Genomic DNA, 23,931 nt, shown 5'->3' on the forward strand with positions numbered 1-23,931 from the left:
TTGAGGTGCTGTCAGAGAGAGTGCTCTGGCCGCTGCAGGAAGGATGGCGAGCCGCCAGATGATGAGGACAAGGATGACTGATCGAGCCTGAAATTACGCGTTCGGGTCTGCAGCTCAATCACCTGATTACGCAGTACATCAGACGAACCGTTGAGTTCCTCTGCCATTGCCACGTTACTTTGCGTAACCCGCTCCAGCTCCGATAGCGCCAGGGTAATCTGAGAAATGCCTTTCTCCTGCTCTGAGGTTGACGCGGAAATGTCGTCCATTAAGCGGCTGACATTCCCCGAGCCCGTCACGATTTCATGCATGTTTTTCTCTGCCTGTGACACAACGCTGGCTCCCTGCGTGACGTTACTGCTGGTGACTTCAATCAGCGTTTTGATATTCTTCGCGGCCTCCGCGCTGCGGTGTGCCAGGTTTCTTACCTCTTCCGCGACGACAGAAAAACCCTTGCCATGATCGCCCGCCCTTGCCGCCTCCACGGCCGCGTTGAGCGCCAGGATATTCGTCTGGAACGCAATGCCGTCAATGAGCGAAATAATCTCCGTCATCTGCTGCGCGCATTCGGTAATGGACTGCATATTGCTGGCGACCTGCCCCATGAGCTCGCCGCCCTTGCGCGCCTGTAACGTCGCCACATTTGCCTGCTCGCTCGCCAGGCGGGTGTTATCGGCATTGTTTTTGGTGCTCGCGGCCATTTGCTCCATGCTGGCTGCGGTTTGCACCAAAGACGCTGACTGCTGCTCGGTTTTCACCGATAGCTGAGCGCTGCGTGCCGAAAGTTGGTCCGATAAGGTCATGGCGGTTTGCGATGACGCCCTGATCTCACGCACCAGCGTCGCAATATTGCCGGAAAGGCTATTAATGCCGGGGATGAGCCGGCCCGCGCAGTTATTGCCAAATTCTGGGATAGAGACGCCAAGGTTACCTGCGGTCACCTCCTCAATACTTCTCTTCACCGTATTGATCGGCGTCACAAGATACTTCGTCATATAGACCCAGAGCAAAAATAGCGCAACGAAATTGATGACATTAAGCGAAATAAAGAGAGACGTATTGCTGGAAAATAGAACAACGACACCTGCACTTACCAAAAAAAGAGAGAAAAGGAACCCGATAATAAAGGTCCTTACACTAATATTTTTTAGCATGATAATACCCACGTTTTATATTTTGGTCGGCACTTAGACTTATAGCATTGGCCCGGAAGTTTTTCATCGCAAACAACGCTTGTTTTTTGTTTCGCCGTTAGCATCCTGAGATTTACGTTAAGTCAGATAAAAAAAGCGTATTAGTGAAAATGTTTTGCTCAGCATGCTGTGATACTGGTCTCCAGCCATGTTAAGCGATAGTATCGCCCGCGGAGAGACGATACGATCGCCTTCATATTTAAGGAGCTTTGCTACTGTTATTCGTTCTTGTTTAGCAATGCTTAATATATTAACGAGAGAATATATTTTATATTCTTAATAAGTTTTAGAGTATTAATATGACTGGTCATTTTTCACGATAAATAACTAATATGGTTTGAATGCGCATGTTCGTTGCCCGATAAAGATGTATCCGGCAGGCGAAATCGGTAACCCTCTCAGGCGTGGGATTGCATAATGCTCAATATATCGTGGGACCCTGTGTTAATCGCTATCTCTTATCTGGTGGCGTTTATCGCCTCCTTTGTGGCGCTGGACAGCGCCGGAAAGATCCCCCTCTCTAGCCGAAAGGCTGCCCTGTTCTGGCGGATTGCCGGTGGGGTCACGCTGGGCATTGGCATTTGGTCGATGCACTTTATCGGCATGCTGTCGATGCAAATGCCCATGATGATGAGCTACGACCTCTGGTTAACCCTTGCGTCACTGGGCGTCGCGGTGGTTGCATCGGCCACGGCACTTAATATTGCCGTCGCGGGCAAAAAACTTTCTCCCTTTCGACTGATCTTTGCCACGACAATCCTGAGCGCTGGCGTGGTGTCGATGCACTACATCGGTATGGCGGCCCTGATGCTGGATGGCAGCATCATCTGGGATCGCCGCCTCGTGGGGTTGTCCGTGGTTATTGCGGTTGTTGCCTCCGGCACGGCGCTGTGGCTGGCTTTCCGCCTGCGGGATAAACACAAAGGCGTCTTTATCAATCGCATTCTCGCGGCCTTCATCATGGGTGCCGCCATTTGTGCGATGCACTATACCGGCATGAGTGCCGCGCGGTTTCAGGAAATGGCGCATACCCGCCCGGGCGGGATTGGCGAGCTGGGGTTATCCATCTGGGTGTCGGTCACCACGCTCTGCCTGCTCGGCGTGATGTTAATCATTTCACTGATCGATTCCCACCGGCGCACCAGCCGGCTGACGGATAATCTGCATCAGCTCAACCGCCAGCTTGAGCTACAGGCGCGGTTTGACGCGCTCACCGGGCTCGCAAACCGCCACCAGATGGATCTCCGCATGCAGGATTGTCTGCGCAGCGCGCTGCTGAGCAAGAAGCCATTTGCGGTTATTTTCCTGAACGTCGATCACTTCAAACGCGTTAACGATACGTGGGGTCACAGCGTCGGTGATGAGCTATTGATCGCTGTCGCGCAGCGCATCACGGCCCGGCTCACGCGCGAGATGACCCTGGCAAGGCTGGGAGGCGACGCCTTTATCCTGCTGGTGCCGGAATGTGACGACGACAGTCTCAACGCGCTGGTCACCGCGCTGCTTGAAGATGTGCGACGCCCTCTGTCCGTCTGCGGACATACGTTAAGCACGACGATCAGCGCGGGCGTCAGCCTCTATCCTCAGGACGGCGAAACGCTGCACGAGCTGAAGCTCAAGGCGGATGCAGCATTACATCGCGTCAAGGAAGATGGCCGCAACGGCTGGGCGATTTACCGGACCGAGATGTCAACGGCGATCCCGGCGAAACCCGGTTTCCTGCAGGAGCTTTCTCAGGCGCTTGAGCGCGATCAGTTTGAACTGTGGTACCAGCCAACCTGGCATGCGGGAGAGAAAACCATTCACGGTTTTGAAGCCCTTCTGCGCTGGCGGCATCCTGAGCAAGGGGTTGTGCTGCCTAATCTGTTTATCCCTTCCCTGGAACAAACGGGCTTAATTATTCCGGTAGGTAACTGGGCCATTGAAGCGGCATGCCGACAGCTTCATTTCTGGACTGAGCAAGGCTTCAGCCAGTGGACGCTGTCTCTCAACCTATCCCCCATCCAGTTTGAACAGCCGGATATTTTCCAGATCGTCTCGTCGATGCTGGAAAAATATAGCTTGTCTCCGTCCCGGCTGATCCTTGAGGTAACGGAAAGCACCGCGCTTAAAAATCTCGACCGCAGCATTGAGTTGCTCAATGCGTTTAATCACGCGGGGATCGTTGTCTCGATTGATGATTTTGGGACGGGCTATTCCAACCTTTTGATGCTGAGCGTGCTGCCAGCAAAAGAGCTCAAGATCGACAGAAGCTTTGTCACGTCGATGCTGGAAAATGAAAAAAGCTACAAGCTGGTTGAAACCATTATCAGTATCGCCCGGACAATGGAGATGAATGTGGTGGCAGAAGGGATCGAGACGGAAGAACAGCAGGCGGTTCTCACCCGACTCGGCTGCGATTACCTGCAGGGTTACCTTTTCTCCCGGCCCCTACCTGCCGAACAGGTACCGTGGCTACTGCTGCAGATAAACTCAGACAAACAGATTATACCCATTAATAAAATTCAAACGGACCCCGCATTTATTTCTCAAAAAAATCATGCCTGACGGGGTTAAGTGGAGTATGTTTCAAGGGAGTACACGCGAGTCAATTCTGTCATGATTGTCAGGCACATGTTGTCGATGAACAGGAAACGCCTATGTCGCAACCTTGTTTTGATGCGTTGAATGTAATTAAAGCACCCGTGTGGCTCGTTTCACCCGTGTCGGAAAAGATCATTTTTGCGAATGTGGCCGCAACGCAGATCATGGGGGATAAAACGCTCGATGACCTGCGCAAAGGGATCTACTCTGCCAGTGCGCAAACCGTCCTGTCGATGTATGTATCTGAACTGAAAACAGAGCAGGAGATCGTCGAAATCTGGACAACGAGCCGGGATGGACATGATACGCCGTTAAGCTGTCGCCTCTCGCTTGCCCACTACGCGCCCTGGGGCGATGTGATTGTTTTCGAGGGCATCTCCCAACAAATACTCTCAGGATTGAAGGCCAGCCGTTCCGCTACCTACCGGCGGAAAAAACAGGGTTTTTATGCGCGCTTTTTTCTGACCAACAGCGCCCCGATGCTGCTAATCGATCCGGCCCGCGACGGCCAAATCGTCGATGCAAATCTGGCCGCGCTCAATTTTTATGGTTATTCACATGATGACATGTGTACTAAGCATACCTGGGAAATCAATACGCTGGGGCGAGATGTGATGCCCATTATGACTGCGATTGCCGCGCTGCCCGGTGGTCACAAGCCGCTCAATTTTGTTCACCGCCTTGCCGATGGATCCACCCGCCACGTTCAGACGTATGCCGGGCCCATTGAGATCTACGGTGACAAGCTGATGCTGTGCATCATCCACGATATCACCGAGCAAAAAAGGCTGGAGCAGGAGCTGGAACATGCGGCATCACGTGACTCCATGACCGGGCTACTCAACCGGCGGCAGTTCTACGCGATTACCGATCAAAGCAATCTGAATAAACTTCCCGCGCAGCAGCAATTTAGCCTGCTGCTGGTGGATACCGACCATTTCAAAAACATTAATGACCTGTTCGGCCATCTGAAAGGCGATGAGGTGCTTATCGCCCTTTCCCGGACGCTGGAAGCCTGTAGTCGGGAGGGCGATATGGTGTTCCGCTGGGGTGGCGAAGAGTTCGTTATCCTGCTGCCGCGCACCTCTCTCGACACCGCGATGCAGATTGCCGAGTCAGTCCGTGCAGCCGTTGCCCGCATTACGATTCCAGGCTTGCCGCGGTTTACCGTCAGCATCGGCGTAGCGCGGCACAATCAGGGAGAGAGTATTGACGAGCTGTTTAAGCGTGTGGACGATGCGCTGTATCGCGCTAAGAATGACGGACGCAATAAAGTCCTTGCGGCATGAAACTGGAGTATCCGGAAAAGCCCCGCTACAATGCCCACCTCGAATCAATTAGCGTCAGGTGGGTAAAAACCGCAATGGGAAAAACTGAAATAATACTCACCTTAATTATTTTACTCCTTATTATATTTGGCTTCTGGTTTATTTTTAGCGGTGAGATCTGGTATCTCGTCGAGTTTCTGGAAAATAGCCTTTACCCGACCTTCGACGCACCGTAACGCACGTTTAATCGCTTGTTTCACCTACCGAATATGTCAGGTATCTGCTTCCCTTACAGCCGCGTAAAATACGCGGCGTTATCCTCCAACAACGTTGATAACGAATCAATTATTCATTTGCTTATGTTGCCCGTGCTCTGACGGGCTTTTTTATTTCCGGCAATTCAGCCACGCCAGGCTATATCTTAATCATCTTTATTGATAGAGGTGAGGAAAGATGAGCAAGAAGATCCTGATGCTGGTTGGCGATTACGCCGAAGATTACGAAACCATGGTGCCTTTTCAGGCGTTGCAGATGATTGGTCATCAGGTGGATGCGGTCTGCCCCGACAAACCGAAGGGCGATTACATCATGACGGCAATCCATGACTTTGACGGCGCCCAGACCTACAGCGAAAAGCCCGGTCACCGCTTTACCCTCAACGCCGATTTTTCAGCCGTAAAGGAGCAGGACTACGACGCGCTGCTCATCCCCGGCGGGAGAGCGCCCGAGTATCTGCGATTAAATGAGGACGTCTTAAAGCTGGTACAGGCATTTGACGCCGCGCGTAAGCCGATTGCCGCGGTGTGCCACGGACCACAGCTGCTTGCTGCCGCGGGCATTCTGAAAGGACGAACCTGTAGCGCCTACCCGGCCTGCGCGCCTGAAGTCCGTCTCAGCGGCGGACACTACGCCGCTATCGGCATCGATCAGGCCCATGTAGACGGTAACCTGGTGACGGCTCCCGCATGGCCCGCGCATCCGCAGTGGCTGGCGAAGTTTAATGCGCTGTTAGAATAACAGAGACCAGGTATCGGGCCACGCATAGCGAATGAAGCGGTACCGCGTTTTGCAGACCTGGCGCGAGAATGCGCCAGGCCTCATAAAACATCAGTGCTTCTCGATAAACATCGTCCGGCTATACGCCACGTCTTCCGGGTTATTGATGGGGTAGCCTTTCACCCAGGGCTTAATCAGGCGACCATTGGTGTACTGGTAAATGGGCGCGATAGGCGCTTTCTCCAGGAGGATTTTCTCCGCCATGTTGTAGTCCGTATTACGCGCTTTCGCCGTGGTTTCCAGCGTCGCCTGGTGGATAATTTTATCGTAGGCCGGGTCGTTGAAACGCGAGATATTGCCGCTGTGGGTGGAGGTCAGCAGGGACAGGAAGGTCGACGGCTCATTGTAATCGCCTACCCATGACGCGCGGATCACGTCAAAATTGCCGGTATTACGGCTGTCGATATAGGTTTTCCACTCCTGGTTTTGCAGTTTGACGTCCACACCGAGATTTTTCTTCCACATGGACGCCACCGCAATGGCGATTTTCTGGTGGTTTTCCGAGGTGTTGTACAGCAGGGTCAACTTCAGCGGACGCTGCGGGCCGTAACCTGCGGCCTGGAGCAAGGTTTTCGCCTGAGCGTTCAGCTCCTGCTGGGACATCTGCTCGAACGGTGAAGGCTCAGGGGTGAAGCCCGCCGTCACGTCAGGGGTGAAATGCCAGGCCGGCTTCTCGCCTGTACCTAATACCTTTTCCGCCATAATGCGGCGATCGATAGTCATGCTCAGCGCAAGACGCACCCGGGCATCGGCCGTCGGGCCCTTTTGCGTGTTAAACGCATAGTAATATGTCCCGAGCTGAGGCGGCGTATACACCTGTCCCGGAATGTCCTTCAGGAGCTTCTGATACATGTTTTTCGGGAACGATTCGGTGATATCAATATCCCCCGCCAGATAGCGCTTAGTGGCGGACGATTCCTGATTAATCGGAATGAAGGTCACTTTTTGCAGGACAGTTTTCGCGTTGTCCCAGTAGTGCGTATTCGGCACGACAACCAGTTTTTCATTCACCACCCGGTCGTTCAGGACGTACGCGCCGTTACCCACCAGGGCGCCCGGACGCGTCCACTCTTTCCCGCTTTCAACGTTCGCTTTTTGCACCGGATAGAAGGCAAAGTTCGCCGTCAGGTTGCTAAACCAGGGAAGCGGTTTGTCCAGCTGGACGCGTAAGGTTCTGGCATCCACCGCCGTCACGCCCAGGGTATCTGGCGCCGCTTTGCCATCGATAATGGCCTGCGCGTTGTTGATGCCTGCCAGCGCCGCAAACCAGGCAAACGGAGACGTGGTTTTCGGGTCAACCAGACGCTGCCAGCTGTAGACAAAATCCTGCGCGGTGACGGGCGTACCGTCAGACCATTTGGCGTTATCGCGCAGGGTGAACGTCCAGATACGGTTATCGTTGCTCTGCCAGCGCGTCGCCACGCCGGGGGTCAGCTCCCCTTTCTCGTTCTGATTCACCAGCCCTTCGAAAAGATCGCGAATCACCTGAATCTCGGGTAATCCCACCGCTTTTGCCGGATCGAGCGAAGCCGGCTCGTCTTTAATATGCCTGACCAGCTCCTGTTTTTGCGCCAGTACCATGCCCTGAGGCACATCAGCAGCGTACGAGAGTGTAGAGAGTCCGCACAGGTACAGTGCAGCGCAAAGACGCGAAACAGGATGCTTCATAAGATCCCCTTTAATAAATTCAGGTAACAAGCAGATGCGTAATTATTTGTTTCGAAACAGAGAAATGCAAATACCTTACGCCTGAATAGTGATTTAAGGCAATTCTCAAGCGTTACGGAAACTATTTGATTAACAGCGGGTTTTGCACAACACTGCCAGTAGAGACTTCTTTATCAGGATTTCGTATGGCAATCACCCGACCACGAGCGGAACGCGGGGCCTTTCCGCCGGGCGCTGAGCAATATGGCCGCTCATTTTTAGGCGCATCGCTGATCTGGTTCCCGGCGCTCGATGCCGATCGCAGCAGCGGTTTGATCATTGCCGGCACGCACGGAGACGAGAACTCGTCCATCGTCACGCTTTCCTGCGCGCTGCGGACGCTGACGCCTTCATTGCGCCGTCACCACGTGATTCTTGCCGTCAATCCGGACGGCTGTCAGCTTGGATTACGGGCGAATGCGAGGGGCGTTGACCTGAACCGTAATTTCCCGGCGGCAAACTGGCGCGCCGGAGAAACGGTTTATCGCTGGAACAGCTCCGCCGAAGAGCGGGACGTGGTGCTGCTGACGGGAGACAAGCCTGGCTCGGAGCCGGAAACGCAGGCGCTGTGCCAGCTTATCCATAAGATCCACCCCGCCTGGGTTGTCTCCTTCCACGATCCGCTGGCCTGCATTGAAGATCCGCGTCACTCCGAACTGGGCGCGTGGCTGGCGCAGGCTTTCGCCCTGCCGCTCGTCACCAGCGTCGGCTATGAAACACCCGGATCGTTCGGTAGCTGGTGCGCCGATTTGAGCCTGCCCTGCATCACCGCTGAATTTCCGCCAATTTCCTCCGACGAAGCCAGCGAAAAATACTTAAACGCGATGATGGAGCTACTGCGCTGGCAGCCTCAAAGATGAAGCACGCCGCTGGTAAAATTAAGCGCCGGTGAAACGTCAACCGCCAGCCACGTCGGGCCATCCAGATCGGCGAAACGGACCTGATTGACCAGCGGTAGCGCAGCGCCGATCGCCCGGGATGTGCAGAGCATGCATCCCAGCATCAGGGAAAAGCCCTGCGCCTGCGCTTCCGCCGCCAGGGCCAGCGCTTCTGTCAGCCCGCCGGTCTTGTCGAGCTTGATATTGACCATCTCATAGCGGCCCTTAAGCGCGCTCAAATTCTCGCGGGTATGACAGCTTTCATCCGCACAGACGGGCAGCGGATGGATAAAATTCTTCAGCGCCGCATCATCCTTCGCTGGCAGAGGCTGTTCCAGCATCGCCACGCCCAGGTCAGCCAGCAGCTGGCATCGCGCGGCAAGCCCCTCGGGATGCCACGACTCGTTGGCGTCAACAATCAGCGTGGCCGAGGGAACCGCCGAGCGAATGGCGACCATCCGCTCGCTGATCAGGCGATCGTCGAGCTTCACTTTTAGCACCGTGGCCCCGGCGTCATAGAGCGCTTTTGCGCTGGCAGCCATCTGCTCCGGCTCACCAATCACGACCGTTTGCGCCGTCACGACGGACTCCGGCAGCGCCACCCCCAGCAAGGACGTCAGCGATTGTTGCTGCCTGGCGGCCTCAAGGCTCCAGAGCGCACAGTCGATGGCGTTGCGCGCAGCCCCGGCGGGTAAACGCTGCTGTAACGCCTCGCGCGTGAGCCCTTTTTGCAGGTCAGGCACCAGGGTCATGATATGCGCCATCACCGACGCAGGGCTTTCTCCATAGCGCGGGTAAGGCGTACATTCCCCGACGCCTTTAACCCCCTCTTCTTCGATTTCAACCACGACCACGCTGGCTTCACTTCGGCTGCCGCGGGAGATCACAAACGGGGTATGCAATGGCCAGGCTTCTTCATAGACCTTAACGCTTCTCATCACTGACTCCTTGCGGCCCGGAAAGGCGAAAAATTTGGTTTGCCGTGTTATCCGCTGATGGCATACACTAGCCCCGACGTTAACTATATGTAAACAGGAAGATATCTATGTCACAACTCGTTCATTTCCAGGGCAACCCGGTTGCTGTTGCAGGTTCCATTCCGCAGGCTGGCAGCAAAGCGCAGGCTTTTACTCTGGTGGCTAAAGATCTGTCTGACGTCACACTGGCTCAGTTTGCGGGTAAACGCAAAGTACTGAACATTTTCCCAAGCATTGATACCGGCGTTTGTGCCGCGTCCGTGCGTAAATTCAACCAGCTGGCGACTGAAATGGACAACACCGTTGTGCTGTGCATTTCCGCTGACCTGCCGTTTGCCCAGTCCCGTTTCTGCGGTGCTGAAGGCCTGAGCAACGTTATCACCCTCTCCACCCTGCGCAGCGCAGATTTCCTCGAGAAATACGGCGTCAGCATCGCGGAAGGCCCACTGAAAGGTCTGGCAGCACGTGCCGTACTGGTTCTGGATGAAAACGACACCGTTGTCTTCAGCGAACTGGTTAACGAAATCACCACCGAGCCGGACTACACTGCCGCGCTGGACGTGCTGAAAGCATAATAAGTACTTAGCATTCTCTACAACTTATTCTCAACCTCGCCGCGGCGGGGTTTTTTATTATATTAAAGCTGAATCGTTAAAGCTTAAATGAACACAAATCACATTAATCATGTAATAACTTAGACAATATGTAACATGAGCGTGATCAATAACGCATAATAATCGTTAAATTTCCCTATTTTCATCCCCAGTGAAGCACATCACATTTCCCTTTTTGCCTAAACATTAGATTTGCTTACGAAAGAAAATAATCGTTTCAGCAAAAAGGATAAAATATGAAGATTAAATTCGCTTTTACGCTCCTTGCGGTACTGATTTCTGGCCATGCAGCGGCTAAAACCTGGGTGCTGACAAGCGCTGAAAGCAGCGTAGAGAAAGGAAACTGGAAGATTTCCAGTGATGAGCTGAAAGTTAAAGACCAAACGTTCAGCATTGAGCAAAAAGTCTTACACGGTGGTAAACAGGAAGGCAGCAAAGTCATCATTATTAGCAGCAAAGATGGCCTCACCATCACCCTGAGCCCGACCCGCGGGATGAACCTTCTGCATGTAGAAGGCTTTGGCACCCGACTGGGGTGGAATTCGCCCGTTAAAGAGGTCGTTAATCCGGCATATATCAATCTTGAGAGCCGCAACGGTCTCGGCTGGCTGGATGGTTTCAACGAGTTGATGGTGCGCTGTGGCTATGAGTGGACAGGACATCCGGTCACCGCGGACGGGCAAATTTACACCCTGCACGGCAGGGCCGGTAATACCCCCGTTTCGCAGGTCGAGGTTGAAATCGCCGATGCCGCCCCGCATGAAATCCGCGTTCGGGGTTTGATCAAAGAGAGCACGTTTAAAAAATCGGATCTGCAAACCATGACCGAACTGCGCTACGTTCCCGGAACTAACCAGTTCAGCCTGCACGATGTTCTGACCAACCATGCGGATTACCCTCACGATTACCAAATCATCTATCACAGCAACTTCGGCACGCCGATCCTTGAAGAAGGCGCGCGTTTCCTTGCGCCGGCGGCGAGCGTGAGCCCGTTCAATGACTACGCCAAAGCGGGGGTTAACGACTGGCAAACCTATGCCGGGCCGACAAAAGGCTTTGATGAGATGGTCTTTAACATTAAACCGCTCGCGGACAATAACCACGAAACGCTTGCGGCGGTGGTCAATAAAGCCGGAGATAAAGGCGCGTCAATCCAGTTTGATACCCGCCAGCTGCCCGTGCTGACCTTATGGAAGAACACCGACACGCTGAAGCAGGGCTACGTCACGGGCATTGAGCCAGGCACCAGCTACGCCTACCCCGTGACGATTGAACGCGAGCAGAAGCGGGTTAAGCAGCTGCAGCCCGGTGCCAGCGCGCAGTTTGACCTGACCTATACCCTGCTGCACAGCCCGCAGCAGGTGAAAGAGGTCGAAAACAGGATTGCATCGATTCAGGGAGAGACAAAAACAGAAATCGTTAACACGCCGATGGCGAAGGAATAAACGCAAAGTAAAAAGCCTCTTTACAGAGGCTTTTTGTTATTCGTCGCCTTACTTATGATTCAACCCATACTCACGCAGCTTGTTCGCGATCGCGGTATGCGAGACGCCAAGGCGTTTTGCCAGCTTGCGGGTGCTGGGATAGCTGCGGTACAGCTGCGTCAGCACTGAACGCTCAAAACGGCTGGTGATATCGTCCAGCGAACCTTCCATCGCCTCTTCGCCAACCGATACCGTCCCCGCGTCGTAATCAGGCAACAGAATATCCTGCGGACGCAGTTCATAGCCTTCCAGCTGGGTCAGCGCACGATAAACGGCGTTTTTAAGCTGGCGAATGTTGCCCGGCCAGCCGTAGCGCATCAGCACCGTGCCGAGATCGGCAGACAGCTTCGGACGCGGCACTCCCTGCTCGTCGGCAAAGCGGGCGACGAACAGCTCCGTGAGCGGCATGATGTCCTGCGGGCAATCGCGCAGCGGGGGAATATTCAGCGTCAGGACGTTGAGGCGGTAATAGAGATCCTCGCGGAAGATCCCCTTTTGCACCAGTTCCACCAGATTTTTCTGGGTGGCGCAAATGACGCGCACGTCCACATGCACTTCGTGATCCTCACCGACGCGGCGGAAGGTTCCGTCGTTCAGGAAACGCAGCAGCTTAGCCTGCATGCGCGGCGACATTTCGCCGATTTCGTCCAGCAGCACGGAGCCGCCGTTAGCCTGCTCGAAGAACCCTTTCTTGCCTTCCGGCGCGTGGCCAAACAGCTCGCTTTCAACGGCGTCTTCCGGAATAGAGGCGCAGTTAAGTGCCAGATAAGGCTTAGCCGCACGCGGGCTCGCCAGATGCACGGCGTGAGCCAGCAGGTCTTTCCCGGTGCCGGTATCCCCGGTAATCAGCAGCGGCGCGGTCAGGCTTGCGAGCTTGCGCGCCTGGTCAACCACATGGCGCATTTTCGGGCTGACGGCAATAATCTGGCTGAACGCGCCGACATCCTGACTGGAGAGATTTTGCAGCTGGCGACCCATGCGTAACGTCGAGCGCAGCATGATCACCGCCCCGGTCAACACGCGGGTATTCCCTTCCCCTTTCAGATAGACCGGCGTGATCTCCATCAGGAAATTCTGCCCGTTAATCACCACATGCTCGCTAAGCGTGTTCTGCGGATTGCTGTCCAGCCAGCGCTGGAAGTTAAAGCCGGGGATCAGCTGCGCGGCGTTATGATTGCTGAGCTTCTCCTGGCTCTGCGCGAAAAGCTGGCAGCTCGCGTGGTTAACGCGCTCAACTTTGCTTTTCAAATCCAGGGAGAGGAACGGCTCAGGCATCGCTTCCAGCAGCGCGCTCAGCGCCAGGTGCTCACGCTCAGAGGGCATCCAGGGAATGGTGCGTACATCCGTAACGCCAGCGATACGGCGGATTTCCGCCATCAGGCTGCTGAAGGTATTAAATTCAATTTCGGCAAAATTGAGGTAAATTCGCCCGACAGGATCGATCTCAATGCCACGTAAATCAATGCTACGTAAAACAAGAAGATCGAGTAACTCGCGGGTCAGACCGAGACGGTCTTCACAGAAGACTTCAAGACGCATGGGAAATTCACCGTTTTAAGCCAATAACAGTAAAATGATATGCCAGAACACGGTGATCGGGAAGATGGCTGTCAACAAATATTGACAGCCAGCACGATAAGTGAACAAAACCTCACGGAGCCGGTTTTTTATTGAGCGTCTCTTTAAGCTGGCCGATCAGCTCGCGCCTGAAATCCCCTAGCCGGGGCTTATCGCCATCAATCCACGGCAGCGGACGGCAGACTTCCATCGCTTTAATCCCCAAACGCGCGGTCAATAATCCCGCGCCGATACCCTGCGCGGCACGAGCGGAAAGACGCGCCGCCAGATCCTGCGACATCCAGTCCATTCCGACTTCGCGCACCAGTTCACTCGCCCCGGCAAACGCGATATTGAGCAGGACCAGCTTGAACAGCCGGAGTCGACTGTAGTAACCCAGCTCTATGCCGTAAAGGTTCGCGATACGGTTGATCAGGCGCAGGTTACGCCAGGCGATAAAGGCCATATCGACCAGCGCCAGCGGGCTGACGGCAATCATCAGGGTGGATTCTGCCGCAGAGCGGCTGATCTCGCGTCGCGCCTGGGCATCCAGCACCGGCTGAACTATATGGGAATAGAGCGTCACCACTTCCCGGTCATTCTGGGTTTCATGGATGGCGGCATACCAGCGCTGAAGCGCCGGATGCGACTGATCGATTCCGGCCTGGCTGGCCAGCTTTTCACAGAACGCGCGGCCTTTGCCGGTGCCGTGACTGTGGAGCAGATCCCGCGCTTCATCACGCTCGTGTGCTCGCTGGCGCAAACGCCAGAGCCGCCGCCACTCGGTGGCAACCGACCCGATACCCGCCCCTACAATCAGCGCGCCCGCGGCACATCCGCCCAGCGCGACCCAGTCCTGAGTTTGCCAGGCATTCATCGTCCACTGCGCGCCCTGCCCAACCACGCTTACGCCAAACAGCGCCAGACCGGCGGTGACCATCCTGCGCCACAGGCTGCGTTTTGGACGCAGGGCGGCTTCCACAACCGCCTCTGCCGGACCTTCCTCGACGCCGGGCTCCTCGGTCAGGGCCGGGGCAAAGTTATCAGCCTGCGTGCCGCTGAACGTCTGCGCGGTTTTAAACGCCTCCTGAGGATCCTGCTCAAGCGTTCCGGTAAAGTCTATGCGCGGTTTTAACGGTTCCGTCATCGCAATTTATCTCCAATCAAAAACTCCAGCGCCGCATCCAGACGGATGTGTGGTAATGGCCGATCGACGCTCATTGCCTGCGGGCGGAAGGCTTCAAACTGAAAGCCCTGGTTCTGCCAGAAGGCCGGGCCCGGCAGCCGCGCAGGCACTTCACCCGGATAGACGGTAAGCGGTTCACCGTCGCTGAGCCGGTTCCCGCGTAATGCCGGTATTTTCTCGCCGTTAAGATCAATCAGCCCGCTTTGCGTTGCCTGCACGGACGCAAGCCCAAGGCAATCCATGCCGATCCCTTCGAAGGCGGCGTTTTGCCAGGCGTCCTGCACCAGCTGCTGCAGCAGCGATACCATATTGGCATGCTGGTCGACCGTGACGTGATCGGCCTTGGTGGCCGCAAAGAGCAGTTTATCGATCACCGGTGAGAACAGACGGCGAAACAGCGTCCGCTGCCCGTAGTGAAAACTTTGCATCAGCTGCGTCAGCGCCAGGCGCATATCGTTGAAGGCCTGCGGCCCGCTGTTGAGCGGCTGCAGACAATCCACCAGCACAATCTGGCGGTCAAATCGCAAGAAATGGTTTTTATAGAATCCCTTGACCACTTTTTCACAGTAGTAATTGTAACGCTCGCGCAGCATCCCGGCGTTAGTGTGCCTGTCGGCCTGCGCCAGCTTCGACTCGCCCACCCCGTCCACGTCCGGCCAGGGGAAGAACTGAAGCGCAGGCGCGCCCGCTAAATCACCCGGCAGGACAAAGCGACCCGGCTGAATGAAGTGCAACCCTTCCTGCTTGCACTGGTGCAGATACGCCGTCCAGGCTTCGGCAATGGCCGCCAGACGGTTTTCATCGGCCGGCGCAAGCGGGTCCAGGCCTTCGCACAGCTGTCGCCATTTGGCCGACCACCCGGCGCGCTGCCCCTGCAACAAGCCCGTCATCTGGCGGGACCAGCTGAGGTAATCCTGCGCCAGCATCGGCAGGTCGAGCAACCATTCACCGGGGTAATCGACGATTTCAAGGTACAGCGTAGAAGTATCCTTGAAGTGGCGCATCAGGGATTCATTGGAGCGAAAGCGCAGCGCGAGGCGAATTTCACTCACCCCTCGCGTCGGCGTCGGCCACATGGGCGGATCGCCATAGAGCTGCGCCAGCCCTTCGTCATAGGTAAAACGTGGAATCCCAAAATCACGCTGAGGAACGCGCTTCACGCCCAGCAGGCGTTCTTCCCGCACCGCGCTGAGCAGCGGCAGACGCGCCCCGGCGTGCAGGTTCAGGAGCTGGTTCACCATCGCGGTGATAAACGCCGTCTTACCGCTGCGGCTCAGCCCCGTCACGGCCAGACGCAAATGACGGTCAACGCCACGGTTCACCAGTGAATTGATTTCGTTTTTAAGTCGCCTCATCGCCGTCCTTCGTTGCCTGGAAGCCTTGAATGCATGGCTTCAGAATACAATAAATGGGGGCAGATCGTTGATTATCAATTCTTATTTATTGCTATTGCCGTTTTCTCTCCAGTAAGATGAACGGCATTGCTGTCAGTCCGGAGTGAGTAAGGTGTATGTCACCCACCATCTATGATATCGCACGGGTTGCGGGCGTATCGAAATCAACCGTTTCCCGCGTTCTGAATAAACAAACGAATATTTCTCCCGAAGCGCGTGAAAAAGTGCTGAAGGCTATTGACGAATTAAATTATCAGCCCAACAAACTGGCCCGCGCCCTGACCTCTTCAGGCTTCGATGCCATTATGGTTATTTCGACCCGTTCAACCAAAACCACTGCCGGTAATCCTTTTTTCTCCGATGTCCTGCATGCCATTACGGCAAAAGCGGAAGAAGAAGGATTTGACGTTATTTTACAAACGTCAAAAAGCAGCGAAGATGATTTGCTGAAATGCGTGAGTAAAATAAAACAGAAGATGATCAAAGGGATCATTATGCTGAGCTCACCGGCAAATGAATCCTTTTTCACCACGCTGGATGCGTATGGCGTACCGGTAGTGGTTATCGGTAAAGTGGAAGGTGAGTATCAAAATATCTATTCCGTCGACACGGATAATTTCCATGACAGCGCCACGCTGACCGAAACCTTTATTAAAAACGGACGCCGTAAAATTGCCTGTCTGCATGCCCCGCTTGATTATCATGTTTCGATCGATCGCCTTGCGGGCTATAAAGCCAGTCTGGAAAAGCACCATATTGCCCTTAACCCGGACTGGATCAGGGATGGCGGTTATACCCATGAGAGTGCGCTTACGGCAGCGCTGGAATTGTTGTCTTCACCCACGCCGCCTGATGCGGTATTCGCTACCGACAGCATGAAGTTACTTAGCCTCTATCGCGCGGCGGATGAGTTGAACCTGATGATCCCGGAGCAGGTAGTGATAGCCGGATACAGTGACCCGATGCTGTCTCTCATTTTAACGCCCTCGCCTGGCGGCTTTGATATCCCCACCCGAAAGCTGGGAGAAGAGAGCTGCGATCTTCTTTTCAGGCGTATTGCGGGTCATCCCGCCCCGCAAAAAGTGCTGGTTGATACCCACTTTTTGTTGGCTGCTTCCCTTCGCTAAAGCCAGGGGCGAAGTGCCCCTGGCGTGCAGTCGGTCAGAACGCGTAGTTTACGCCAACCCCCGCATAGTGGAAGCGGTCGCTTTCGCCTTCATCGTGGTTTTCCCACTCATAGGCGTATTCCAGCGTCATGGATAAACCATTGTTGAAATCGTAAGCGTAGAGGAGACCGAGTCGGTTGAAATCGTGTCCTTCACGCTCAGGATCGTCCTGCCAGTCCCAGTTCGACCAGCGATCGAGCCCCAGGCGGGTATAAGGCGTTAAGGTGGTCTGGCCTAACGAAATGGGCAGATAGGCACGAATTTCCTGAGTAGAAAACTCGCCGTTATTACGGGAACTGTCCATATTGAAGCCGCGCTCTAAATAATAATTCACTTTAGCCGCAAAGGTTTCGTTAATGGTCCAGGTAAAGCCCGTTTCGGTTTCAACGCGGCTGTCGGCATAGCTGGTTTTTTGCAGATCGTTAGCAAACTGATACATGGCAAACCAGCCGCCAAAACGCCAGTCGTCGGTTAATTTAATATCCCAGTCAGGCTGAACTTTGTAGCGCTGCATATTAGCGCTGCCGTCTTTGGCACCGTGCTCATCTTTAAAGTGATAACCATAATTACGGAAACCGCCGGTCAGACCGAAGGTGAAATTATCGGTTCCGATAAAGCGATAGCGTAATTGAAATTCAGGACGATCGAAATAGGTTCCACGGGTCATACTGCTGTAATCAACCGGCCCCTCCTGATACATCGCCAGCGAAATAGTCCACGCATCCCAGGTTGCATTAAACCACACGGAAGGTTCATATAATCCATCTTTATCGTCGCCCTGCCCCTCAACGTTTTCGATTTCATACATCGCCCCAATATTAAATTCCCACTGTTTAGCTGCTTCTGATGCTTGTGCACAGCTAACTCCTGCGCACAGAACGAGCGCAGCACTTCTTAGTAGAGTACTCATTTAATTTTCCCTTTATAAGTAACAAACAAAAAAACCGGAAATTTTCATTTCCGGCGAACACCTTTCTTATCTAATAGCCGCTTCGGTTTCAGCGTCGAAGAAATGGCACTTATTCATATCGAACTGGATATTGATATTATCCCCTGCGGCATAATCATTCGCCGCGCCAGCGCGAACCACCAGCTCATGACCGCCAACGGTGGCGTAAAGCATAAATTCTGCGCCGGTCAGTTCGGCTACGCTGACTTTCGCCGCGATATTTTTACCACTGCTCTGCAGAGTGAGAATATCTTCCGGGCGGATCCCAAATACCACCGCTTTGCGCTGATACCCTGCGGCATTCAGTGAAGCGAGCTTGTCTTCCGGGATCGCCAGACGCAGCGTTTCCGTGACGAAATAGCGATCGTCGATAGCGCCGCGAATGAAATTCATGGCTGGCGATCCAATAAACCCTGCAACAAACATATTTGCCGGTTCGTTGTACACCTGCTTCGGAGCGCCGACCTGCTGAATAATGCCGTCTTTTAAGATCACGATGCGGGTCGCCATCGTCATGGCTTCCGTCTGGTCGTGGGTCACGTAAATCATCGTGGTGTTGAGCTTCTGGTGCAGCTTGCTGATTTCAGCCCGCATCTGCACGCGAAGCTTGGCATCAAGGTTGGAGAGCGGTTCATCCATCAGGAACACACCCGCTTCGCGCACGATCGCCCTGCCCAACGCCACGCGCTGTCGCTGGCCGCCGGACAGCGCGCCCGGTTTACGCTTGAGGTACTCGCGTAATCCGAGGATCTGTGCCGCCCAGTTAACGCGCTCGTCGATAACCACAGGCGCAATTTTTTGCATCTTCAGGCCGAACGCCATGTTGTCGTAGACCGTCATATGCGGATAAAGCGCATAGTTCTGGAACACCATCGCGATATCGCGTGACTTGGCGGGCACGTCATTCATGCACACCCCGTCAATAATCAGTTCACCCGCGCTGATCTCCTCCAGACCGGCAATCATGCGCAGCGTCGTGGATTTCCCGCAGCCCGAAGGCCCGACGAAGACGATGAACTCCTTGTCTTCGATTTCGAGACTGAAATCCTTAACCACGTGGACCTGGTTATCATAGATTTTCTGAATGTGTTTCAGGGACAGTTGAGCCATTGTTAATTCCTTATCAATACGTCCGGGATGCCCAAAACTCGGTCAGGCATTTCCAGGTCAGTTCCCGCGTTGAATGAAGTTGTAATCCCGCATGGTTCAGGCCAGCTCCAATCCCAACCGATAGCATTCCCGCCGCGTTGATCGCCTCAACGCCTGCAGGTGCATCTTCGATACCTATAGCCGCGTCAGGACGCACATTCAGGCCTGCACAGGCAGCAAGGAAGATCTCCGGGTCTGGCTTTGAGCGGCGAATACGGGAAGCATCGGCGCAAAAATCGAAGGCCTGATGAATGCCCAGCGCGTGCAGGATCCCCGGGGCATTCAGGGATACGGAGGCGAGCCCAATTTTGACCTTCGCCGCACGGATATCCGCCAGCACGTCGCGAATACCCGGAAGCAGTGAATCCTCCGTCAGCGACGCCAGAGACTGGACATAGAGCGCGTTCTTTTTCGTCGCCAGCGCGAGGCCCTGCTCATGGCTGAACATTCCCTCTTTCCCGCCATGCTTCAGGATGCGCTGCAGGGAATCCATGCGGCTAATGCCCTTCAGCTGTTCGTTAAATACTTCGTCGAAGGTGATGCCGATTTCATCCGCCACTGCACGCCAGGCCAGAAAATGGAGGTGTGCGGTATCGGTGATCACACCGTCCAGATCGAATACAACCGCCTTAAGCGTCATGGTGCCCCTCCGTGGTAGCGGTCCCATTAACAGGTGCAAGAAAATCCTTATAAGCGCAAACTGTCCTCCCCGATACGTGTAGCGTCTTGCCCCACAGCGACAACATGGAAGGTGCCGAAGCTTCAATGGTTAACACCTCGTTTTCACAGGTGAAGTGCAGCGTTGCGTTCCGCCAGCGCAGCGGGAATGTGAGTTTTTGCCAGTGAGCTGGCAGTTTAGGCGCAAGATGCAGCTCCCCTTCTACAATCTGCACACCGGCAAAGCCCTGAATGACGCCGGACCAGATAGCGCCGGTCGCAGCGGCGTGAATTCCGTCATCGCAGCTGTGCGGGTCGTCCCCAAGATCAATGGCGACGCCATCGCGCCAGAAGGCGTAGGCACCTTCGACGTCACCACAGCGGGCAGTCACAATGCCGTGAATGGCCTTGCTCAGCGAAGAGTCATGGATCGTGCGGGGCTCGTAGAACGCCAGATTGGCGGCACACTGCTGCGGGGTAAACCGCTCCGGCAACAGGTAGGTAAGCATCACCACATCAGCCTGCTTAAGGATCTGCATGTCGTTGACTTCCGCGCGGGAATAATCGAGCAGAATGGTCTGCTTACCCGCTTTGGCTTTGTAACGGCTGAGATCGATGGCCGGTTTGGCCATGAAGGTATCATCCTGCGGGATCACACCGTCTGGATTGGCCTCCGGCAGCCATAAGCACGTCAGGAACCGCGTCGCTTTCTGCGTAAAACCTTCATCCTCGCGCCCAAACATCGCCATAAACTGGCGAGCGCAGGCGACGTTGTGCCAGGCCAGATAGTTGGTATACGCGTTGTTGTTCACATGCTCGGTGTATTCGTCCGGTCCGATAACGTCATGGATTTCGAGACGACCATTAATTTCCGTCGCGCGGCCCATCCAGAACGCGGCGGTTTCCATCAGCAGCGTCAGACCTTCGTTTCGCATAAAGGCATCATCGTGCGTCGCCTGCCAGTAAGCGACGACGGCCCAGGCAATGTCCGCCACGATGTGGTGTTCCGCCAGCGCGGAGGCCACCTTCTGGCGCGTACCGGTTCGGATGTTGATAGCCGCGAACTCCGGCGTCTCTTCCAGCCCGCTGGCGGCGCTTTCCCATGGGAACAACGCGCCGGGCCAGCCGTTGCGACGGGCTTTTTCCCGCGCCCCGGCCAGGTTGAGCCAACGATAGCGCAGCAGGCTACGGGCGATTTGGGGCCGGGTGAAGAGATGGAAAGGCAGCAGGAAAATTTCGGTATCCCAGAAGACGTGGCCTTTATACCCCTCGCCCGTCAGCCCTTTGGCGGCGATACTGCTTCGCTCATCATGGGCTGGCGTCATGGTCGTCAAATGCCAGACGGCGTAATCCAGCGCCATCTGATCCTGATGTTCCGTAGATTCCACCTCCACCCGAGCGTTACGCCAGACCTCTTGCCAGGCACACGCCGAACTCTCAAGCAACGCGTCGTAGCCTCTTGCCGCACAGACCTTAAGATCGGCCAGCGCGTTTCGGGCGAAAGACGCCTGCGACAGTGCTTTATCGCTGCGATGTGCCACCCAGACGATTTTTTCAAGCGTGACAGTGTCACCCTTAGCAATCGTCAGCGAATGATGAACGCTGAGACGACGATTTTTGGCGGTGAAACAGCTGTCGCTCTTCGCTGAGAGCTGACAATACGCTGAAACAACAATCTCAGACGCGCGGTCCTGCGTTTCATACACGCCCTGCATATATTGCTGGTCGAACACTCTGACCGACATTTCATCCAGATGCTGTCTGCCGCTGTTCGTTTGCGTTGCGTCAATGCCGGTTTGCAGCACGGCCTGCGTGGCGGCATCGAGCGGTGTAATCGAAAGCTGCATGGCCACTAAGGGCAACTGGTCTAGCGACACAAAACGACGGCTCTCCAGACGATAGCGTTTCCCGTCAGGCGAGCGCCAGACGACGCTGCGACGAAGCTCGCCATTAGCAAACGCCAGCTCGCGCTGCCATTCGAGGATTTCGCCTGACAGGAGCGTGAAATTGACGCCATCCAGCTCAACATCGATACCGATGATATCCGGCAGATTGATCAGCTCAGTGGTCTCGTTGCGACCAGCACGATGATAGAGGCCCGCAAGATACATGCCTCTGGTTTGCTGGGTGTAATCTTCTTCGTGCGCAGCGCGGATCCCCATGTAGCCATTACCGCAGGCCATGATGGAGGCGTATTTATTCAGGCTGTGTGGACAAAAGCCCGGGTCGGTTAATACAGACACGTTTAGCATAACGTCACGCTTTCCCCTGTTTCTGCTGATTCATACAGCGCGGCGACGAGCTGCTGGATAACCAGCCCCTGCTCCGCATCAGCGATCATGACGGGCTCTCCCTGCACATGCCGTACGAAGGCATCCATACTGCGCATATGACGCCGATCGTCAGCCTCTTCACGCTGCGTGAGGGTGACTAAAGTACCGGCTTCGTCGTTGTAGATGTGCGCCGGGAACAGCATGGCGCCAGCCTTTTCGCCGCAGAATGCGACGTTCATGATGGATTGTTCACGGATATTGAGCGCAAACGACGTGTCCAGACGTAGAATGCCGCCGTTGCAAAATTCAATGGTGCCAAACAGGGCATCTTCAACGGTAAACTGCGTGGGATCCCACTCGCCAAATTGGCCGCTGCTTTTACGGTTTCCCAGCCTCTGGAAGCTGTGTGCCGTCACCTTTTTTACCGCCGGGAACCCCAGCACGTACATCGCGGCATCGAGCATATGGATGCCGATATCAATCAGCGGCCCACCGCCCTGAAGCGTTTTGTTGGTAAAGACGCCCCAGCCGGGAACCCCGCAGCGGCGTAGCGCCTGCGCCGTGGTGTAATAAATTTCGCCCAGTTCCCCCTTTATCACAGCTTCACGCAGCAGTTGCGTATCAAGAGCAAAACGATGGTGAAAATCATACGCCAGCACTTTTCCTGCCTTGCGCGCGGCCATGCGCATCCGATCTGCCTCCTGCGGCGTCATGGCCGGCGGTTTTTCACACATCACGTGGCAGCCTGCTTCCAGCGCGGCCATGACGTGCCCGAAATGGAACCGGTTAGGCGAACAGACGCTCACCACATCCGGCTTAACCGCCTCGAGCATCTCTCGCGCATCCTGCCATATCGAGTGAATACCATGACGTTCCGCAAACGCCCGAGCCTGTTCAGGGTGGCTGTCCATGACAGCCACCATCTGAACATCACCGCGCGTGGCGTAATACGAGGCATGCACTTTATCCGCGACCTGTCCGGCGCCAATGATGGCGACGCGCAGAGGCGAAGGTGTAGAAGCACTCATCACGCTCGTCATCCTCAGCATTTACGCAGATAAGTGAGCGAGTCCCGGTATGCCTGAGCCGGATCCTCGGCGCGAACACGGCACTCATACACCACGTAACCCCGGTAGTTATCCGCACGCAGCCGATCGAACAGGCTGGCAAAATCGAGGCTGCCGCTGCCCGGCTGGTAGCGGTGGTTATCTGCGATGTGCACATGGCCCAGCAGATCGTGGTGCTGATGCAGCGCATCCGTCAGCGAGTCTTCTTCGATGTTCATATGATAGAAATCGCCGATGATCTGCACGTGCTTCAGGCCGTTCTCTTCGATATAGCGACGCGCGTCAGCCAGGGTGTTGATCATATGATCCTGATAGCGGTTCAGCGGCTCCAGATAGACGGTCGTTCCGGTGCGCGCCGCCACCTCATCCAGCCAGCGCAGGGAGGCGCTTACGGCTTTGCGGTCACCGTCCAGGCTGCGTGGGGAGGTCATTGGCGGCAGACGGAAGGTAAACATTCCCCAGGCAGCAGGCACGATAATGCCCTTGCCGCCCACTTCAGCCAGCGCTTCCAGGATACGTTCAATCTGCTTTAACCCGTTCAGACGACGTTCTTCGATGAAGTCGCCAATCCAGCCATCGTATCCGCCACAGGCCGTCGTCACCGGCAGACCGGTGGCCTTAATCGCCGCTTTTACCTCGGCGAGGTTTTCCACCAGCAGCTTGCCGTCAATTTCGTAGCCATCAAAACCCATCGCTTTGATGTACTGGAATTTCTCCATGATATTGAACGGGAAAAAGGCCTGATTTTGTGTTGCGATTTTCATTTTTTGCTT

General features: G+C 55.1%; 20 protein-coding genes. 8 read left to right on the plus strand and 12 right to left on the minus strand.

Features of this window, described 5'->3' with window-relative positions; all coding sequences use genetic code 11:
• Positions 1 to 11 precede the first annotated feature (11 nt).
• The gene (locus NI40_RS12035; RefSeq protein ID WP_071884844.1) at positions 12 to 1,154 is read right to left on the minus strand and encodes a methyl-accepting chemotaxis protein; all 1,143 of its coding nucleotides are present in this window, start codon (positions 1,152 to 1,154) and stop codon (positions 12 to 14) included.
• A gap of 456 nt (positions 1,155 to 1,610) precedes the next feature.
• On the opposite strand from NI40_RS12035, the gene NI40_RS12040 reads away from it, so the two are divergent.
• From NI40_RS12040 to NI40_RS12055, 4 genes are all read left to right on the plus strand, one after another.
• A complete protein-coding gene (locus NI40_RS12040; RefSeq protein ID WP_039262893.1) occupies positions 1,611 to 3,740 on the plus strand; it encodes a putative bifunctional diguanylate cyclase/phosphodiesterase in 2,130 nt (709 codons plus the stop codon).
• Positions 3,741 to 3,832: 92 nt separating this feature from the next.
• Positions 3,833 to 5,065 carry a sensor domain-containing diguanylate cyclase gene (locus tag NI40_RS12045; RefSeq protein ID WP_039262894.1) on the plus strand — a complete coding sequence of 411 codons (1,233 nt, stop codon included), beginning with the start codon at positions 3,833 to 3,835 and terminating at the stop codon, positions 5,063 to 5,065.
• Between the two features lie 74 nt (positions 5,066 to 5,139).
• Entirely contained in the window at positions 5,140 to 5,280 is a 141-nt protein-coding gene (locus tag NI40_RS24115; protein WP_021240268.1) for an Ecr family regulatory small membrane protein, read from the plus strand.
• 217 nt (positions 5,281 to 5,497) lie between these two features.
• A complete protein-coding gene (locus NI40_RS12055; protein ID WP_033145709.1) occupies positions 5,498 to 6,061 on the plus strand; it encodes a DJ-1/PfpI family protein in 564 nt (187 codons plus the stop codon).
• 90 nt (positions 6,062 to 6,151) lie between these two features.
• Here the strand turns inward: NI40_RS12055 and NI40_RS12060 are convergent, their stop codons facing one another.
• Complete coding sequence (locus tag NI40_RS12060; RefSeq protein WP_039262895.1) at positions 6,152 to 7,768, minus strand: peptide ABC transporter substrate-binding protein; 1,617 nt, start codon at positions 7,766 to 7,768, stop codon at positions 6,152 to 6,154.
• Positions 7,769 to 7,953: 185 nt separating this feature from the next.
• Here NI40_RS12060 and mpaA point away from each other — a divergent pair, with 185 nt between their 5' ends.
• Positions 7,954 to 8,667 (plus strand): murein tripeptide amidase MpaA, encoded by a 714-nt coding sequence (gene mpaA, locus NI40_RS12065; RefSeq protein WP_039262896.1) that lies wholly within the window; start codon positions 7,954 to 7,956, stop codon positions 8,665 to 8,667.
• Here the strand turns inward: mpaA and ycjG are convergent.
• A complete protein-coding gene (gene ycjG, locus NI40_RS12070; RefSeq protein WP_039262897.1) occupies positions 8,658 to 9,623 on the minus strand; it encodes an L-Ala-D/L-Glu epimerase in 966 nt (321 codons plus the stop codon). The genes mpaA and ycjG overlap by 10 nt on opposite strands.
• A gap of 107 nt (positions 9,624 to 9,730) precedes the next feature.
• On the opposite strand from ycjG, the gene tpx reads away from it, so the two are divergent.
• The gene (gene tpx, locus NI40_RS12075; RefSeq protein ID WP_023335907.1) at positions 9,731 to 10,237 is read left to right on the plus strand and encodes a thiol peroxidase; all 507 of its coding nucleotides are present in this window, start codon (positions 9,731 to 9,733) and stop codon (positions 10,235 to 10,237) included.
• Between the two features lie 275 nt (positions 10,238 to 10,512).
• A complete protein-coding gene (locus tag NI40_RS12080) occupies positions 10,513 to 11,721 on the plus strand; it encodes an aldose 1-epimerase family protein (protein WP_039262898.1) in 1,209 nt (402 codons plus the stop codon).
• A 48-nt stretch (positions 11,722 to 11,769) separates the two neighbouring features.
• Here the strand turns inward: NI40_RS12080 and tyrR are convergent, their stop codons facing one another.
• From tyrR to NI40_RS12095, 3 genes are all read right to left on the minus strand, one after another.
• Positions 11,770 to 13,299 carry a transcriptional regulator TyrR gene (gene tyrR / locus NI40_RS12085; RefSeq protein ID WP_039262899.1) on the minus strand — a complete coding sequence of 510 codons (1,530 nt, stop codon included), beginning with the start codon at positions 13,297 to 13,299 and terminating at the stop codon, positions 11,770 to 11,772.
• Between the two features lie 112 nt (positions 13,300 to 13,411).
• Positions 13,412 to 14,464: a YcjF family protein gene (locus tag NI40_RS12090; protein ID WP_045143077.1), complete on the minus strand. Its 1,053-nt coding sequence runs from the start codon at positions 14,462 to 14,464 to the stop codon at positions 13,412 to 13,414.
• Entirely contained in the window at positions 14,461 to 15,858 is a 1,398-nt protein-coding gene (locus NI40_RS12095; RefSeq protein WP_045143076.1) for a YcjX family protein, read from the minus strand. Before NI40_RS12095 ends, NI40_RS12090 begins: the two co-directional genes overlap by 4 nt.
• 155 nt (positions 15,859 to 16,013) lie before the next feature.
• Between NI40_RS12095 and NI40_RS12100 the strand changes: the two genes are divergently transcribed.
• Complete coding sequence (locus NI40_RS12100) at positions 16,014 to 17,024, plus strand: LacI family DNA-binding transcriptional regulator (RefSeq protein WP_033145717.1); 1,011 nt, start codon at positions 16,014 to 16,016, stop codon at positions 17,022 to 17,024.
• A 34-nt stretch (positions 17,025 to 17,058) separates the two neighbouring features.
• On the opposite strand, the gene NI40_RS12105 is transcribed toward NI40_RS12100, so the two are convergent.
• From NI40_RS12105 to NI40_RS12130, 6 genes are all read right to left on the minus strand, one after another.
• Positions 17,059 to 17,973, minus strand: coding sequence for an OmpG family monomeric porin (locus tag NI40_RS12105; RefSeq protein ID WP_039262900.1), 915 nt, complete (start codon positions 17,971 to 17,973; stop codon positions 17,059 to 17,061).
• Between the two features lie 66 nt (positions 17,974 to 18,039).
• Positions 18,040 to 19,122 carry an ABC transporter ATP-binding protein gene (locus NI40_RS12110; RefSeq protein WP_039262901.1) on the minus strand — a complete coding sequence of 361 codons (1,083 nt, stop codon included), beginning with the start codon at positions 19,120 to 19,122 and terminating at the stop codon, positions 18,040 to 18,042.
• Between the two features lie 13 nt (positions 19,123 to 19,135).
• Positions 19,136 to 19,801 (minus strand): beta-phosphoglucomutase, encoded by a 666-nt coding sequence (gene pgmB, locus NI40_RS12115; RefSeq protein ID WP_039262902.1) that lies wholly within the window; start codon positions 19,799 to 19,801, stop codon positions 19,136 to 19,138.
• The gene (locus tag NI40_RS12120; RefSeq protein ID WP_039262904.1) at positions 19,791 to 22,070 is read right to left on the minus strand and encodes a glycoside hydrolase family 65 protein; all 2,280 of its coding nucleotides are present in this window, start codon (positions 22,068 to 22,070) and stop codon (positions 19,791 to 19,793) included. Before NI40_RS12120 ends, pgmB begins: the two co-directional genes overlap by 11 nt.
• A complete protein-coding gene (locus NI40_RS12125) occupies positions 22,064 to 23,122 on the minus strand; it encodes a Gfo/Idh/MocA family protein (RefSeq protein ID WP_127353314.1) in 1,059 nt (352 codons plus the stop codon). Before NI40_RS12125 ends, NI40_RS12120 begins: the two co-directional genes overlap by 7 nt.
• 11 nt (positions 23,123 to 23,133) lie before the next feature.
• Positions 23,134 to 23,922, minus strand: coding sequence for a sugar phosphate isomerase/epimerase family protein (locus NI40_RS12130; RefSeq protein ID WP_039262905.1), 789 nt, complete (start codon positions 23,920 to 23,922; stop codon positions 23,134 to 23,136).
• Positions 23,923 to 23,931: the final 9 nt, after the last annotated feature.

The organism is Enterobacter sp. E20, from assembly GCF_000801755.2.
Lineage (GTDB): Bacteria > Pseudomonadota > Gammaproteobacteria > Enterobacterales > Enterobacteriaceae > Enterobacter > Enterobacter asburiae_B.